At 61.6% G+C, this 16,273-nt stretch carries 16 protein-coding genes and 1 pseudogene; 12 read left to right on the top strand and 5 right to left on the bottom strand.

From position 1 onward, the window contains the following. Together ada and RTX98_RS15360 are read right to left on the bottom strand one after the other, a co-directional pair. Positions 1 to 950, bottom strand: a 950-nt coding sequence (gene ada / locus RTX98_RS15355) for a bifunctional DNA-binding transcriptional regulator/O6-methylguanine-DNA methyltransferase Ada (protein WP_312797707.1), incomplete at its 3' end; no start/stop codon positions are given. Between the two features lie 337 nt (positions 951 to 1,287). Further along, entirely contained in the window at positions 1,288 to 2,199 is a 912-nt protein-coding gene (locus RTX98_RS15360; protein ID WP_312797709.1) for a hypothetical protein, read from the bottom strand. A gap of 279 nt (positions 2,200 to 2,478) precedes the next feature. On the opposite strand from RTX98_RS15360, the gene RTX98_RS15365 reads away from it, so the two are divergent. Continuing rightward, positions 2,479 to 3,657 carry a YbfB/YjiJ family MFS transporter gene (locus RTX98_RS15365; protein ID WP_312797710.1) on the top strand — a complete coding sequence of 393 codons (1,179 nt, stop codon included), beginning with the start codon at positions 2,479 to 2,481 and terminating at the stop codon, positions 3,655 to 3,657. A gap of 117 nt (positions 3,658 to 3,774) precedes the next feature. Next, positions 3,775 to 5,052 (top strand): peptide antibiotic transporter SbmA, encoded by a 1,278-nt coding sequence (gene sbmA, locus RTX98_RS15370; protein WP_312797711.1) that lies wholly within the window; start codon positions 3,775 to 3,777, stop codon positions 5,050 to 5,052. A gap of 9 nt (positions 5,053 to 5,061) precedes the next feature. Here sbmA and RTX98_RS15375 read toward each other — a convergent pair whose 3' ends face one another. Beyond that, complete coding sequence (locus RTX98_RS15375) at positions 5,062 to 6,051, bottom strand: polysaccharide deacetylase (protein ID WP_312797712.1); 990 nt, start codon at positions 6,049 to 6,051, stop codon at positions 5,062 to 5,064. A 127-nt stretch (positions 6,052 to 6,178) separates the two neighbouring features. Here RTX98_RS15375 and RTX98_RS15380 point away from each other — a divergent pair, with 127 nt between their 5' ends. The 9 genes from RTX98_RS15380 (at position 6,179) to RTX98_RS15420 (ending at position 13,277) form a co-directional block, all read left to right on the top strand. After that, positions 6,179 to 6,760, top strand: a complete 582-nt coding sequence (locus RTX98_RS15380; protein WP_312797713.1) for an NnrU family protein — start codon at positions 6,179 to 6,181, stop codon at positions 6,758 to 6,760. 143 nt (positions 6,761 to 6,903) lie between these two features. Continuing rightward, positions 6,904 to 7,563, top strand: coding sequence for a tetratricopeptide repeat protein (locus RTX98_RS15385; RefSeq protein WP_312797715.1), 660 nt, complete (start codon positions 6,904 to 6,906; stop codon positions 7,561 to 7,563). A gap of 9 nt (positions 7,564 to 7,572) precedes the next feature. Beyond that, positions 7,573 to 8,994, top strand: a complete 1,422-nt coding sequence (gene der, locus RTX98_RS15390) for a ribosome biogenesis GTPase Der (RefSeq protein WP_312797716.1) — start codon at positions 7,573 to 7,575, stop codon at positions 8,992 to 8,994. Positions 8,995 to 9,206: 212 nt separating this feature from the next. Continuing rightward, positions 9,207 to 10,328 carry a cell wall hydrolase gene (locus RTX98_RS15395; protein ID WP_416223141.1) on the top strand — a complete coding sequence of 374 codons (1,122 nt, stop codon included), beginning with the start codon at positions 9,207 to 9,209 and terminating at the stop codon, positions 10,326 to 10,328. Positions 10,329 to 10,532: 204 nt separating this feature from the next. After that, on the top strand, positions 10,533 to 10,943 hold the full coding sequence (locus RTX98_RS15400; RefSeq protein WP_312797720.1) for an AtpZ/AtpI family protein: 411 nt from the start codon (positions 10,533 to 10,535) through the stop codon (positions 10,941 to 10,943). Positions 10,944 to 11,030: 87 nt separating this feature from the next. Further along, positions 11,031 to 11,783: a F0F1 ATP synthase subunit A gene (locus RTX98_RS15405; protein ID WP_189503164.1), complete on the top strand. Its 753-nt coding sequence runs from the start codon at positions 11,031 to 11,033 to the stop codon at positions 11,781 to 11,783. A gap of 74 nt (positions 11,784 to 11,857) precedes the next feature. Then, on the top strand, positions 11,858 to 12,082 hold the full coding sequence (locus RTX98_RS15410) for a F0F1 ATP synthase subunit C (RefSeq protein WP_189501044.1): 225 nt from the start codon (positions 11,858 to 11,860) through the stop codon (positions 12,080 to 12,082). Between the two features lie 104 nt (positions 12,083 to 12,186). Then, complete coding sequence (locus tag RTX98_RS15415) at positions 12,187 to 12,792, top strand: F0F1 ATP synthase subunit B (RefSeq protein ID WP_312797722.1); 606 nt, start codon at positions 12,187 to 12,189, stop codon at positions 12,790 to 12,792. A 5-nt stretch (positions 12,793 to 12,797) separates the two neighbouring features. Further along, complete coding sequence (locus RTX98_RS15420; protein ID WP_312797724.1) at positions 12,798 to 13,277, top strand: F0F1 ATP synthase subunit B; 480 nt, start codon at positions 12,798 to 12,800, stop codon at positions 13,275 to 13,277. 240 nt (positions 13,278 to 13,517) lie between these two features. On the opposite strand, the gene RTX98_RS15425 is transcribed toward RTX98_RS15420, so the two are convergent. Beyond that, positions 13,518 to 14,243 (bottom strand): ribonuclease HII, encoded by a 726-nt coding sequence (locus tag RTX98_RS15425; RefSeq protein WP_312797726.1) that lies wholly within the window; start codon positions 14,241 to 14,243, stop codon positions 13,518 to 13,520. Positions 14,244 to 14,397: 154 nt separating this feature from the next. After that, positions 14,398 to 15,405, bottom strand: a pseudogene (locus tag RTX98_RS15430) (PA0069 family radical SAM protein); the annotation flags it as partial. A gap of 170 nt (positions 15,406 to 15,575) precedes the next feature. Here RTX98_RS15430 and RTX98_RS15435 point away from each other — a divergent pair. Further along, a complete protein-coding gene (locus RTX98_RS15435; RefSeq protein WP_312797727.1) occupies positions 15,576 to 16,067 on the top strand; it encodes a glycosyltransferase in 492 nt (163 codons plus the stop codon). Positions 16,068 to 16,273: the final 206 nt, after the last annotated feature.

Below are 16,273 nucleotides of genomic sequence, written 5' to 3' on the forward strand. Positions count from 1 at the left end.
GCTGCGCAGGCGCCGGCGACGGCACGCACCGCGCTCGGCTGGCCGATCTGCTCGGCCAGTTCCGCGTAGCTGACTGTCGTACCCACCGGAATGCCGCGCAGCGCCTGCCACACACGCTCCTGAAAGGCAGTGCCGCGAATATCAAGCGGAAGATCGAGACCGATGCGCGGAGCTTCCACGAAGCCGATCACTGCGGCGACGGTTGTCTCGAAAGCGGGATCAGCGCCGATCAGTTCGGCCTTTGGAAACCGGTCTTGCAGGTCTTTCAGCAAGGCGTCCGGCTCGTCGCCCAGCAGAATTGCACAAAGACCTTTCTCGCTTTGCGCGACAAGGATGTGCCCCAGCGCGCATGTGCCGATGGCAAAGTGAATGCGTGCACTTGTTCCGCCGCGCTTATACGCGCCCGGTGTCATACCCAAAACCTCATTTGCCTGGTCATAAGCGCGACTGCTGGCATTGAAGCCGGCCTCGTAGATGGCTGTGGTGACGTTACTCCCACCGTCGAGGGCGGCACGGAGTTTCTCGACGCGGCGCGAGGCACCATAAGCGCGCGGCGTCAAACCGGTATGCTGTTTGAACAGGCGGTGGAAATGAAACGGGCTGAGGCGGGCAGCGGAGGCGAGGGCATCCAGCTGCGGAAGCTCTTCCGCGGTTTCGATCTGCTTGCAGGCATCGATAATGAGTTGTGCTTGCGTCTGCTTAAGTGAGGCAGCTTGCGGCTTGCAGCGAAGGCAGGGACGGAAACCGGCTTCGGCAGCCTCTTCAGCTCTTGCGAAGAACCGGACGTTTTCGGGCTTGGCGCGGCGGGAGGGGCAGGACGGTCGGCAAAAGATGCCGGTAGTCAGGACTGCGTAAACGAAATGATCGTCGGCTATCGCATCGCGTTCCACCACAGCTTTCCAGCGTAAGTCCTGAAATGGATCGAACGTGGATTGAGAAGAGAGCGACATGACGTGTCCTTATGGGGCTTAGCGCATCATAGGCAAGGCGATGATCGTCAGCTTCCCGCTGCTTGCTGTCAAATCCGATTTCAGCAAGCGCAAACGAAAACGCCCCGCCGGTTAAGGGCAGGGCGTTTTTCCGAAAAGTTCAATCGATCAACGAAGACCGAGGAAGGACAGGATCGCGAGAACGACGACGACCAGACCGACGAGATAGATGATACCGTTCATTTTATGAGCCTTTCAGATTAGCGGATCTATGAAGTAACGCGGATGTGTATGAGGAGTTCCTGACGAACACCGACACTGCCGTGGAAAAAGGCGGCTGCCCGCCTTTTCCTGAAGCTTATCGACGGATGCCAAGACCTTCGATGATGACGCCTTCATCGCGGTGGCGGCCGCCGAGGCCGGCTGCGAAGAATGCGACGGCTGCGCTGACGGCCAACGAAGCGGCAGTGAAGAAGGCGACGACCAGCGCCGTCTTGCGAGCGGCTTCCGCTGCATCACGAGCAGCCTGTTCGGCCTGCTCAGCCGTAGCCACAGCCTGGTCGACACGAGCGCGGGCTTCTTCCTGCGGGATGCCAGCGTTCTGAGCGATCAAGCCAGCGACATAATCGCGGTCCTCGTTCTTGAACTCACCGTCCGCAATGGAGGACGTGAAGATGCGGCCAACTTCCGAACGGGTTTCCGGTGTGATCGGCTGACCGGCCTGGCCGCGGAACAAGCGATCCACATAACCGGCAATCGCAGGATTGTCAGCTGCATTGCCTGCGCCCGAAGCGATGCCGCCAACAGCGCTAGCCGCGCCGCCTGCAATATTCGAAACGGCATTGGCAGCCGTGCTGGTCGCAGCGCCGAGGCTGGACACGGCAAGGAAAGCGCCGAGGAGGGCACCGACGCCCCAAACCAGCAGACCGTGCGAGCCGTCGCGGATGTCGGACTCGTGCTCGGTCGCATCATAAGCGCGGCGGCGAAGACGGCCCGTGATGTAAGCCCCGGCGCCGAAAGCCGAAACCTGAACCCACAGCAGCCAAAGACCGGCAGCAAGCGCAATGCCCCAAAGCGACGTGCTTTCGCCTTCGTAGGGCGAAGTCAGCGACAGGCCGAGAGCCGATCCGAATGTGATCAGGACGAATGAAATGGCAGTGGCCAGAACGGCGCCTGCGATGATGGCAGCCCAATCGACGTAAGAACCGGTCTTCTCGCCGGCTCCCGTCTCGACGATGGTCACGCCCGATGTTGTGTCACCCAAAGACATGGTTTGTACTTCCCTCTCCTTGCTCCAGGATCAGTCGTGGAGCAGGTTTTCCGTCAAGTTCCGTGAAGCGATCAACGATAACCGGCGTAGGAGAGGATAAAGAGAACGATAACCACCACGCCGATGATGTAGAGAATGCTTCGCATGAACAGGACTGGACCTTCTGTTACGAACGCCACCGCAACGCCGCTTCAGGCACTTTGTTCCTTTGGTGTCTCGTCGATGTCTTATATATGTTCGAAGCACTTCCAGCCGGCTTCTCATTCGTAGGCACAAGCCTTGCAGCACAACAAAGCTCTCTTGACCGCTTTGGCCGGCATGGCCAGCCTTGCAACGGCGATGGGCATAGGGCGCTTCGTGTTCACGCCGCTCCTGCCTTCCATGATGACGGGCGCCGGCCTCACAGTATCTCAAGCGGGCTGGGTCGCATCGGCCAACTTCGTGGGTTACCTGCTGGGGGCGATCCTTGCCGCAGGCGGCTGGGCGCACGGCAAGGAACGCATCATCGCGCTGAGCTCTCTCTTGGCCTCAAGCCTGTTGGCGGCGGCGATGGGCCTGGGAAATGACTTTATTCTTTTCATGCTGATCCGGTTCGTAGCCGGCCTGGCCAGCGCCTTCTGCCTCGTTTTCACGACGACTCTTGTTTTCGCGCGCCTTGGCCAGGCCGGACGCATGGATCTCCAGGCAATCGTGTTTTCCGGCGTGGGACTAGGCATTGCCCTTTCGTCGGTTCTGACCGGTATCGTTTATGTCGAGGAAGCCAGTTGGCGTTGGGGGTGGTTCGCGTCAGGCGCCTTGTCGCTGGCCGGCACGCTTGTTGTCTTTCTTCTGCTGGAACCTGCAGCGAAAGGTGGTTCGGTAGCCGAGCGCGAGCCGCCTCTGCCAAAATCCCGGCCGTTCTGGGCCATGACCCTCGCTTACGGCATCTTCGGTGCCGGCTATGTGGTAACGGCGACCTTCCTGATTGCCATCGTGCGCGCCGGCAATGGCGGTGCGTTGATGGAAGCGGGTGTCTGGCTGGTGACTGGCGTCACGGCCTTCCTGTCGCTGCATGTCTGGAAGATCGCTGCTGCGCGCGTCGGCGTGGTCGGCGCCTATGTTGCCGCCTGCCTGATCGAAAGCTTTGGCGTTCTGGCAAGCGTGATGATCCCTGGCACGGTCGGACCTTTGATCGGCGGCGCGTTGCTGGGCGCCACCTTCATGGTGATTACGGCCTATGGTCTTGCAGCCGGCCGCATCTCCACGCCAACAGCGCCGAGAAAGGCCCTGGCTGTCATGACGGCTGCGTTCGGGATCGGTCAGGTCCTCGCACCCATCGCTGCCGGCTACGTTGCGGCCTGGACGGGAGGCTTCCTTGTGCCCTCGCTTGGCGCCGCAGTGCTGCTGCTTCTGTCGGGCGCGATCGCCTTCTGGTCTGGTATCGAAGGACGGGTTTCGCCCATGCGGCAGGGCGCATAGGCAGCTACCTCGCAGGAATGCCAATCCTCGCCACGAATCCGTACCAATTCGCGACGTGAGTGCGCAAAGCACACTGCCTGCACGCTGAGCGCGGCGGCCTTCGAAGGATTACCAATCTTGTTCGTTTCGTTTTTCCCGCGTCCGCGGCTGTTCTTCGTAACGGCCGCCGTATGGAGCCTGATTGCCGTGCTCGGCTGGTTTTTCGGCGGCGAGCAACTAGGTGCGCTCCTGAACCTGCCGCCTGCCGCAGCGGATGCGGCGCCTATTGTCGGCGTGTCGGTCTTCATGTCGCGCGCTTACCTCTGGTTCTATATCTATTTCGCCAGTGCCATTCTGATCTTTTCGGCTTTGTGGTTCTGGTTCTCGCCGCATCGCTGGCAGGCATGGTCGGTGCTTGGCTCAGGCCTCGTGATTTTCATCACCAATTTTTCCGTTCAGGTTTCGCTTCAGTTGAATAACTGGCGGGGCCCATTCTACGACACCATTCAGCGAGCACTAACGACGCCAGGCTCGGTTCAGGCAGCGGAGCTTTATACCGGGGTGGCGCAGTTCCTGACGATCGCACTGGTGGGCATTACTGTTGCCGTCTTGAACATCTTCTTTGTCAGCCATTGGATCTTCCGCTGGCGCACCGCGATGAATGAGTTCTACACCTACCACTGGCCACGCCTGCGCCACATCGAAGGCGCTTCGCAACGTGTTCAGGAAGACACCATGCGGTTTTCATCGACGGTGCAGAGCTTGGGTGTGAGTCTCGTCGATTCCGTCATGACCCTGATTGCATTCCTGCCAATGCTTGCGGCTCTGTCGGTTCACGTCACCCATCTGCCGCTGGTTGGCGCGATCCCTTACCCGCTCATGTTTGCTGCCATTGCGTGGTCGCTGTTCGGCACGGTGCTGCTGGCTGTGGTTGGTGTTCGTTTGCCAGGTTTGGAATTTCGCAATCAGCGTGTGGAAGCGGCCTTCCGAAAAGAGTTGGTTTACGGCGAAGATCATGCAGATCGCGCCGATCCCATCACCCTGGCGGAACTCTTCGACAATGTGAGGAAGAACTATTTCACGCTCTACTTCCACTATGTCTACTTCAACGTCGCGCGGTACCTCTATCTCCAGTCGGATGTCATCTTTGCCACGCTGATCCTGGTGCCAACGATTGCGGTCGGTCGCATCACGTTCGGCATCTTCCAGCAGATCCTGTCTGCCTTCAGCCAGGTCGCGTCGTCGTTCCAGTATCTCGTGAACTCCTGGCCGACGATCGTCGAGCTAATCTCAATCTACAAGCGTCTACGCGCCTTCGAGGCGCAGATCGAGGGCGGCGAGCTGCCCGCTGTCGATCGGCATTATCTGCAGCGTGAGCAGGCCGGTGTGGCGCCGGAGGGTCAGCCGGCGACCTGAGCCTGAGGATCAGCCGCCAGCGCTCCTGGTCGCGCTGGTGAGCGCTTCCAGCTCGCGATAGCTCACGCATTTGGTTTCCGGACGGACACAAACCTCGCGGGCAAAGCGCTCGAGGGCGTCCCAGTAGGCGCCGCCGTTCATCAGGACAAAGTGGAAGCCGAACTGGAGCGGTCGCTTCTTGCCCGCGATCTCGGCATCATAGGCGGTCTTGAAGGCCTGATAGGTGCGCTCGGAAAAGGCCGCGCTGTCTTCCGTCTTCTCCTTGCCGCCGGAATGACGAACATAAAGATTGTAGTCCATCGCAATGATGCGCCGCGATTTCGGGCCTTCCGGCACCATCGGAAGGGAGTAAAGCGGCACCTTGGGCTTGCGGTCGGCTTCAACCGGGCCGTCCGAAACGCCGCTGGCGCTATACTGGAAGCCGGCCTGCGCCAGTGCCGCGTCGAGCCCCTTGCTGGTGGACAGATAGGGAACGCGAAAACCCTTGATCTCGTTTTCGGCAAAGCGCTTCCACTCGGCCGGTTCACCGTCGATCCCGTTGATGGTGTAGACATCGCGCACAATCTTGCTGAAGCTGTCGAACTCCGTCAGCCAATCGGCCTTCGACCAGTCCTTGCCATCGTAATGGCCGCAGCCATGACTGCCGATCTCGTGACCTTCGCTTCGGGCCATCCAGATCTGCTGGAGCCGTCCGACGACATCCTCGCGCGTCTCCGCAAAGCCCACATTCGAGCGGCCGCGTGAGTGATGCGGCGCCTGGTAGGCGGACTTGGTTTCCGGCGAAAGCAGGTAAACGCAGGACAGGAAGTAGGTGAAATGCGCGCCCGTTTGCGCAGCCAGCGCGCGGCTTCGCTCCCACAACGCATTGTCATGCGCGCCATCGAACGAGATCACCACATATTGCGGCGCAGCCTGAGGCGCCGCTTCCTGGGCGAACAAGGCGGTTGGGATGGCGGCAGCCAGGATGGCGGCGACAGCGGCATGGCGTTGAACGAACATCGATCCCCTCTCGAAGGAGGCTGCGGGCTAGAACCCGAATATGGCGGGGATGCGGACGCGAAAGGGATGGGCGGCCGCACTGCTTGGTGCTAGGGAAAGTAGTCGCGCCAGCCTGAAAGCCAGCCTCATGACGATCCTTCTTCTCGGCATCATCCTGTTTCTCGGAATCCATTCCGTCGATATCGTCGCGCCCGCCTGGCGGCAGCGTCAGGTCGAGCGCATGGGCGAGGGGACCTGGAAGGGCATCTATTCCGTCTTCGCCCTTCTTGGCCTGATCCTGCTAATCTGGGGCTATGGTGTGGCCCGCAACGAAGGCGTGCTGCTCTACGAGCCGCCGATGGGCCTGCGGCACGTCGCCTTGCTCTTGATGCTGCTCTCCTTCATCGCGCTCGCCGTTTACGCCCTTCCGGCCGGCAAGCTGAAGGCCAAGCTCAAGCATCCGATGCTGGTGGCCATCAAGCTTTGGACCTTCGCGCACCTTCTCGCCAATGGCGATCTTGCTTCGGTTCTTCTGTTCGGCACGTTTCTCATCTGGGCGGTGTTCGACCGCATTTCGGTGAAGCGCCGTCATGTCCGCACGCCGGCTCCCGGTCCGGTGAAGTGGGACATCATCGCCGTGATCGTTGCGGTCGTGTTCTACCTCCTGTTCCTGTGGCGCGTGCATTACTGGCTGATCGGCGTTTATCCCCTGCCGCAGCTCGCCGGCTGACGCCAACTTGAAGGGAAGGGTCGTGCTTTTTTGCGCGGCCTCTTCCATGCCCGGCAAAACTCGCTAAAACGCAGAACTTCAATCAAAGCCGGCACCACGCCGGACGCCGGTTCTCTGCCGGCCAATCGAGTAAAGCGAAACGGATGTCGGACACCTTCCTCCGCGAAGTCAATCAAGAGATGCGGCAAGCGCAGGCGCAGGCGCTGTGGACGCGCTTCGGCCCGATCGCCATTCTGCTTGCCGTGTTGATCGTGCTGGCGACCGGCGGCTGGGTTCTTTACGACTGGTGGTCCACCAACAAGGCCAACGCATCGGGCGACCAGTTCTCGCAGGCCCTCCAGCTCGCCAGCGAAGGCAAGACGGATGAAGCCGCCGCCGCCCTGCAGACGCTTGAAGACAATGGCGTCGGCGCATACCCACTGCTCGCGCGTCTGCGCATGGCAACCGTGCTTGCTCAAAAGGGCGACTTCACCGGTTCGGTCGCAGCCTTCGACCAGGTGGCTGCCGACAGCGCCATTCCGCAAGGCTTGCGCGACGTGGCTAAGCTTCGCGCTGGTCTCGTGCTCGTGGATCACGGCAGCTTTGCCGATGTGGAAGCGCGCGTCGGCCCGTTGAACGCCGACACCAACCCGCTGCGCCACTCGGCGCGCGAAGCGCTCGCTTTGTCGGCCTGGAAGGAAAACCGTCCGGCCGATGCCCTGCCGATGTTCCAGCAGATCATTGACGATCAGGCCGCTCCCGGCAATCTGCGTCAGCGCGCCACGATGATGGTCGAGCTGATCCGCGGCTCCGGCGTCAACTAGGCCGGCATCATGGGTTTCACCCTCGCGATCATCGGCCGCCCGAATGTCGGCAAGTCCACGCTGTTCAACCGCCTGGTTGGCCGCAAGATCGCGATCGTCGATGACACGCCGGGCGTGACGCGCGACCGCCGCGTTCATGATGCCAAGCTCTACGATCTGCAGTTCGAGGTCGTCGATACCGCCGGCCTCGAAATCGCGCCAAACGAGTCGCTGGCCGGCCGCATGCGTGCGCAGACCGACATCGCGATCGAAGAAGCCGACGTCATCCTCTTTATGATCGACGCGCGCGTCGGCCTCACGCCTGACGATCGCACCTTTGCCGACATCGTGCGCCGCGCCGGCAAGCCGCTGGTGTTGGTCGCCAACAAGACCGAAGGCCGCGCTGCCGAAGCAGGCGCGATGGAAGCCTGGGAACTGGGCCTCGGTACGCCGATCGAAATCTCCGCCGAGCATGGTCTCGGCATGGCCGATCTGCGCGACGCCGTGGTGGAAGCCATCGGCAAGGAACGCGCCTTCGAGGAAGACGAAGCGGACGCGCTGGTTGCCGAGCTCGGCGAGGTACTGATCGGCGAGGACATCACCGATCCCGACGCCGAGCCGGCCTATGACGAAACCAAGCCGATGCGCATCGCCATCGTCGGCCGCCCGAATGCCGGCAAGTCGACGTTGATCAACCAGATGATCGGCGAAGAGCGTCTGCTGACCGGTCCGGAAGCCGGCATTACCCGCGACTCCATCTCCGTGGAATGGGAATGGAAGGGCCGCGAGCTCAAGCTGTTCGACACCGCCGGCATGCGGCGCAAGGCCCGCGTTCAGGAAAAACTCGAGAAGCTCTCGGTTGCCGATGGCCTGCGCGCCATCCGCTTCGCCGAAGTGGTGGTCGTCGTGTTCGACGCCACGATCCCATTCGAGAAGCAGGACCTTCAGATCGCCGACCTCATCATCCGCGAAGGTCGCGCTCTGGTTCTGGCCTTCAACAAGTGGGACCTGATCGAAGACAAGCAGGCTTATCTGATTGAGCTTCACGAAAAGACCACCCGGCTTCTGCCGCAGGTGAGGGGGCTGCTCGCCATTCCGGTATCCGCCGAGACGGGCCGCGGCATCGATCGCCTGATGGACGGGATCGTCAAGACCCACGAGGTCTGGAACCGCCGTATCTCTACCGGCCGCCTCAACCGCTGGCTGGAAGGCGTGGTCGGCCACCATCCGCCACCCGCCGTCGCCGGTCGTCGCCTCAAGATCAAGTACATCACGCAGGTGAAGGCGCGTCCGCCGGGCTTTGTTTTGTCCTGCACCCGGCCGGAAGCCGTGCCGCAATCCTATGTCCGTTACCTCGTGAACGGTTTGCGCGAAGCCTTCGACATGCCCGGCGTGCCGATCCGCATGATGCTGCGCGCGTCCGAAAATCCGTTCGCGCCCAAAGGCCGCTAGGCTTCACGCCTGTTACGATCACGCTTTTCTGAAGCGGCCGGTGCCATGCGCCGGCCGCTTTGCTTTGTTCGGCACGGCAAAATTAACCGCTCATCAAGGTTAATCGATCATTTCTTTTCGGGAACGGGTCGGTTGCGTTTCTGGAGAGTGGGTCGGTGCTAGATCGAGTTTTGCCGCGGCGGTTTGCTACGTCGGACCGCCTGCGGTCCTTTGTGTCTCCCCTGATCGTGGGCTTGGGCATCTGGGTCGGCTTTCCGGCCGAGATCGCGATGCAGGACATGACGAGCATGGTTTCGGGTGCCGAGGCCGTGAGTTCGCGCTGGAACGCCTATCTCGAAAAAGCCGCGGCCGGATCGGTTCAGCAGGCCGACATGAAGTTCGGCGCAAGCGTCATGAATGCCAGCCTTTCGGGTGCGGGCCGCAAGACCAAGGCGCTGGGCATTGTCGCCTTCAACGGCAAGGCCGGCAAATCGGATGCACCGGACGAAGATCGTGTCACGCGCTCCGACAAGAAGGGGCGTATTGTGCGCATTGCGCCGGCCGCCCCGCCCAAAGCCTTCACCGCCGGTTCGGTGTTCGAGCGCACCAGCATGATCCTGCGCTCCGGCAGCGGTGACGATCACAAGATGGCCTTCGTGCAGCCTGATCTCGGCGGCAAGGAAATCCAGATCGCCGCCGAGTTCCACCCGCATGCCGTGCGCAAGCCCGATCCCATGCTGCCGACGGCCCTTGCAGCACTCGTGACCAACGACAAGGCCGACATTCTCGCAACCGCCTACGCGCCCGTCGAGCCGGACTACGCGTCCGCATCTCCCTTCGAATCGCTTCTGCGCGGCAGCAATCCCAATGATGGGCGCTTCATTCCGCCCGTCGCCGATGGCGATCATGACTGGATGAGCCAGCCGCTGCCGCCGGAAGTCTTTTCCGCTGCCGAGCAGAAGTGCTTGGCCACCGGTGTCTATTTCGAAGCACGTGGCGAAAGTGAAAAGGGCCAGGCCGCCGTGGCGCAGGTGATCCTGAACCGCGTACGCAACCCAACCTACCCGAACACCATCTGCGGCGTCGTCTACCAGAACAAGAACTGGCGCAATCGCTGCCAATTCTCATTTGCCTGCGACGGTATTCCGGACATCATCACGAGCCGCTCGCATTACCGCATGGCGGAGGACGTTGCGCTGGCGGTGACGGCTGGAAAGATCTTCATTCCCGAGGTGGGGTCATCGACCCATTACCACGCGACCTATGTAAATCCGCGCTGGAACAAGACGATGGAAGAGATGAAGAAGATCGGCCTGCACATCTTCTACCGCACCTATGGCGGCGGTTGGAGCTGACCGCGAAAAGGGGGATTCGGGTGCCTGCCGCCGAGGATGGCGGCGGGCGCATTGTCGCACAAAGCTAAGTGACTGTTTTCGAACCTGAAAAAGCATGTGTGAAGCGCGCCTTTCGCGGCTTGACGGGGGATTGTGACCTAACTATGGTGCGGCCGACTTTGAAGCGGCGGTCCCATCGGGTGCCTGCTCTGACGGGAGGACGCGATGGCCGGAAACAACAGGCCTGAAGATCCTTTCAACAAGCGGGCCTATACGGGCGGTGCCGACGCATCAGGCGACGACGGTCTCGATAGACGTCGGCGCGACCTTGGCGCCAAACTGGCGTCGCGGCGCCCCGAGACGCAAGCCGGGGCCGGAGACGCCAAATCGCGTGGCGCGACCGGTTACGGCCAGGCAATGAAGCTTTCCAGCGAGTTCATCGCGGGGATCGTCGTTGGCGCAGGGCTAGGCTGGATCGTCGATCGTTTTGCTGGGACGTCTCCTTGGGGCTTGATCATCTTCTTGCTTCTCGGATTTGGGGCCGGTGTTCTGAATGTCCTGCGGTCTGCGGGGCTTGTGGCGGATGCGGGCTTGCGCTCGTCGGATGCGCCGCCGGCCGACACGGATCGCAAATAGCGGCTTCGGTCGCGTTTTGATAAGAAGCGGCATCCGCCGCATCATTTGAACTGGCCTTCGGGCCCGATGGAAGAGCAAGGGGTAGCGGTGGCCAACGATCCGATCCACCAGTTTCAGATCTCCCGCCTGGTTCCGATCGAGATCGGCGGGCTGGATTTCTCGTTCACCAACTCGTCGCTTTTCATGGCGCTGACGGTCGCAACGGCTGGCGCATTCCTGTTTCTGTCGACGTCCAGCCGCGGCCTGATCCCCGGCCGCCTGCAGTCGATCTCTGAAATGTCCTATGAGTTCATTGCGGGGATGCTGCGGGATTCTGCCGGCAGCGGAGGCATGAAGTTCTTCCCGATGGTGTTCTCGCTGTTCATGTTCGTGCTGGTCGCGAACCTGTTCGGCATGTTCCCTTACTTCTTCACCGTCACCAGCCACCTCATCGTCACCTTCATGCTGGCGCTGTTCGTGATCCTGACCGTGATCGTTTATGGCCTGATGAAGCACGGTGTCGGCTTCTTCAAGATCTTTGTCCCAAGCGGCGTTCCGACCGCGATCGTGCCGATTGTCGCACTGATCGAAGTCATTTCCTTCCTGTCGCGCCCGATCAGCCTTTCGGTTCGTTTGTTCGCCAACATGCTGGCCGGCCACATCACGCTGAAAGTCTTTGCCGGCTTCGTCGCATCGCTTGGTGCGATGGGCGCGGTGGGCATCGGCGGCGCCATCCTGCCGCTGGCCATGACGGTTGCGCTGACCGGACTTGAGTTCCTCGTCGCTTTCCTGCAGGCCTACGTTTTCGCCGTTCTCACCTGCATGTACCTCAACGACGCGGTGCATCCCGGCGGCCACTAAACGGTCGCTATCCTTCACCGGCGGATCCCGCCTCAGTTTATCCTAGACAAAAGACCCCTCAAAAGGAGCCTACAATGGAAGTGGAAGCAGCAAAGGCAATCGGCGCAGGACTTGCCTGCTTCGGCATGGCTGGTACGGCACTCGGCCTCGGCAACATCTTCGGCAGCTATCTCTCGGGCGCCCTGCGCAACCCGTCGGCTGCTGACGGCCAGTTCGGCCGCCTCGTGTTCGGCTTCGCGGTGACGGAAGCTCTGGGCATTTTCTCGCTCCTCATCGCTCTGCTCCTGCTCTTCGGTTGAGATCGAAGACGAACCGTCCTCGAGGGGTCGGTTCTGGACAGACGTACCGGAGGTTTTCCCGATCGCGATAACCGCGGTCGGGTTTCAATTCACAGGGGAAGCCGATGTTCGTCGCGCCCGCTTTTGCGCAAGAACAAGCACCAGGCACGCATAACGAGCCGCTGACCAACACGCCGCCTGCCATGGAAGGCACGACGGTGCATGAAGCGGGTACGGAGCATAGCGCAGGGTTTCCACCCTTCGACAGCACGTTCTACCCCTCGCAGATTCTCTGGCTGGCGATCATCTTCGGCCTGTTCTACCTGTTCCTGAACAAGGTGGTTCTGCCGCGCCTCGGCCATATCCTCGAAGTCCGTCGCGATCGCATCGCGCAGGATCTCGACACTGCTGCCCGTATGAAGGAAGAGGCCGATGCGGCCGTCGCCGCATATGAGCAGGACCTTGCCGATGCCCGCGCCAAGGCAAACGTGATCGGCCAGGAAGCGCGTGATCGCGCCAAGGCCGAAGCCGAAGCCAGCCGTCGCGCGACCGAAGCCGGTCTCGACACGAGGCTTGCCGAGGCCGAAGCCCGCATCGCATCGATCAAGAACGCCGCCATGTCGGAAGTCGGCGCAATCGCCGAAGAAACCGCTGCCGCGATCGTGGAAGCATTGGGCGGGCGCGCCGATGGCGCAGCAATCGCCTCGGCTGTTGCTGCTGAACGGAGCTGAACGCCATGCATTTCGACGCAACATTCTGGGCAACCGTTGGTCTCGTCCTGTTCCTCGCCTTGATGGTCTACCTCAAGGTGCCGGGCTTGGTGACCAAATCGCTCGACGAACGTGCGGATCGCATCCGCGACGAACTCGAGGAAGCTCGCCGCCTGCGCGAAGAAGCGCAGCAGCTGCTCGCGGAGTACCAGCGCAAGCGTACGGAAGCGCAAAAGGAAGCCGGCGACATCGTCGCCGCTGCCGGTCGCGAGGCGGAAGCTCTTAGGCAGGACGCCAAGACCAAGGCCGACGAATACGTTGCGCGCCGCACCACGATGGCCGAGCAGAAGATCGCCCAGGCCGAGCGCGAAGCGGTCAACGCGGTTCGCTCCAGCGCGGTTGACATTGCCGTTGAAGCCGCGCGACGGGTTCTCGCCCAGCAGGGTGATGCCGCACCAAATGCCTTCCAGGCGTCGCTCGCAGAAGTAAAGACCAAGCTGAACTGACAAGGTTCAGCTTCCAGAATCGAGAAGGGCCGTTGGAGAAATCCGGCGGCCTTTTTGTTTGGAGGCGTACGACGCCTTCCACGCGGCAACATGATCATACCGATCCTCGTGCGATCGTCTGAGATCAGTATGCGCGGACTGGGGTCAGACGTGGATAAATCGTCGCGTGATGATCGCAGTAAGAACACGCGCAAATGGGGCTGAACCGTTCGCCACGGCGAGCTGAGCTTAGCTCGTGTTCTAGCTAGCGACGCGGTGTTGAACGGCCATAAGCTCTTCCTCCGGCAGGAAGTCGGCCTGAACACCCGTTTCAGCGCCCGCCCTCAGCGGCGCAAAGGTCATGCGGTGAAGGCGAGATATCGGCCCATGCGCCGTGATGGCGTCGCGGTGGCGGACGGTGCCGTAGCCCATATGGCTGTCGAAACCGTAGGCGTCATGATGCGCGCTGCAGCGGGTCATCATGCGGTCGCGCATGACCTTGGCGACGATTGACGCAGCAGCGATGGACTGCGAGCGCTGGTCACCCTTGATCAGCGCTTCACCCGCACACGGAAGGCCGGGTGGAACGTCGCGCCCGTCGGCGATAACGAGCTTCGGCTGAAGGATCAGACCGTCTACGGCGCGCTTCATTGCGGTGAGGCTGGCGCGCAGGATGTTGATGTCATCGACGCATTCCGCGCAGATCGAGGATACGCTGACCGCGAGCGCGCACTTCAGGATCTTGGCGAACAAAACCTCGCGCGCTTCTGCGGAAAGGCGCTTGGAATCATCCAGGCCTCTCGGGATGCGCTTAGGATCGAGAATGACGGCCGCGGCAACGACCGAGCCGGCGAGGGGGCCGCGGCCCGCTTCATCGACGCCAGCGACCGGCCATTGCTCCGCCTTGATCGCACGCCTTTCGCGCGCGAAATCGGGGGTCGTGACGACCTCGAAGAGGGGCGGAGAATCAGAGCGCGCGCGAGCCATGTTGCGGCGAAGCTCGCACCACCCCTGATTCTCCGCAAGTCCTTCCCGGCATAAGGGGCGTTGCCGGAAAGGAAACCGCTGGCCGCCAAGGGAACGATCCGGCCAAACGGAATGGCATTGAGACAGCCCAGCCAGAGAGCATCGGCCTCCGACCTCAGAGCAATTGCAGCTGCTTGCCGACGGGCTCTGGCGCTTCGAACAGGTCGGTGCGCAGGGGTCGCTTGTTCCCATTAAGGCCGAGGCGTTTGGCAGCAAGCTCGAACCGACGCCCGATCTGCCAGGCATAGGGACCGCTGCCCTTCATACGCTTGCCCCATTCGGCATCGTAATCCTTGCCGTCGCGCATCGAGCGAACCAGCGACATCACATGGCGGTAACGGTCGGGGTAGTGCGTCAGAAGCCAATCCTTGAAGATCGGCGCTACTTCCAGCGGCAGCCGCAGCAAGACATAGCCCGCTTCCTTGACGCCAAGAGACGCCGCGGAATCGAGGATGCGCTCGATCTCCGGATCGTTCAAACCGGGAATGATCGGCGCAACCAGAACGGAAACGGGAATGCCGGCTTCGTTCAGCGCACGCAAGGCTTCCAAGCGCCGCGTCGGGGTGGCCGCACGCGGCTCCATGGTGCGGGCGAGCTTGCGGTCGAGCGTGGTGATCGACAAGGCGACCTTGGCTAATCCGCGTTCGGCCATGCGCTGCAGAATGTCGATGTCGCGCATGACAAGCGCGGACTTGGTGACGATGCCCACCGGATGGTTGTGCGCATCAAGCACTTCCAGGATCTCGCGCATGATGCGATGCGCCTTCTCAATCGGCTGGTAGGGATCGGTGTTGGTGCCGATCGCGATGGTGCGGACCTCGTAGCCGGGCTTGGCGAGCTCCTTTTCCAGGAGCTTGGCCGCATCCGGCTTGGCGAAAAGCTTGGCTTCGAAGTCCAGCCCGGCGGATAGCCCCATATAGCTGTGCGTCGGTCGCGCGAAACAATACACGCAGCCATGCTCGCAGCCGCGATAAGGATTGATCGAGCGATCGAAGGAAATGTCAGGCGAATCGTTGCGCGTGATGATCGTGCGCGGCTTCTCGACCTGCACTTCCGTCTTGAACGGCGGCAGCTCTTCCAGCGTGTTCCAGCCGTCGTCGGAGACATGACGGCTGGTCGGCTCGGCTGATCTGTTCGAAATTCTGCATCAAACCCGCTCCTGATGATCAACGCTGCCGTCGAATCGCGTGGTGTGGATGAATGTATTCCTAGAGGCTTAAAAAGAACGAAGCAAGAACAAAATCGTTCCTTGGGAACATGGCGTCTGCGCACGGCTTCCGGTAAATGTCAGTGATGCTGTCCGTTTTGATCGAGACCGGAAACCACGAGGAAGCCTTGGCCCGCACACTGGCCTCGCTGGTGAGTGCCGCCGTGGAAGGGATGGTGCGCGAGGTCATCGTTCTGGATCGCGGCTCGACGGATGGTACGAGCCGTGTGGCAGATCATGCGGGCTGCGTGTTTTTGGCCGAAGCGTCGCTGAGTGATGTGCTGCAACGCGCGCGAGGGGATTGGCTGCTGCTGATCGAACCGGGCGCACGGCTGGTCGATGGCTGGACCGATGAAGTGCGGCGCCACGTTGCGGTGGATGGCGGCGCGGCGCGATTTACGCCGACGCGGCTCCCTTTTTGGGAGCGGCTTGGGTTGAAGCGCAGGGGCTTGAGCGCGGGGCTCCTTGTGTCGAAGCAAGACGCGGTGTCTGTGATGCGTAAGAACTGGGATGGTCTGGCGCTGGCGCGAACGGTGCGGGCGCGGCGGCTGGATGCGGGGATCTTGGCTGGTGATTAGGCGAGTAGGCGAGTAGGGGGAGGTGGTGCGTCCTTCGAGGCTCGCCCGGATGGGTTGGCTCCACACCATCTAACCCTATGCGGGCTCGCACCTCAGGATGAGGACCGTTGGGGAAGAGGCGCCGTCTGATTAAGATGTGGCATCTGCCACGAGTCCTCATCCTTGTATATTGCAATTGGTGCATACTATCGGCGTCGGGTGGTCAT

Source organism: Tianweitania sp., assembly GCF_032053605.1.
In the GTDB taxonomy this organism is placed as follows: Bacteria; Pseudomonadota; Alphaproteobacteria; order Rhizobiales; family Rhizobiaceae; genus Tianweitania.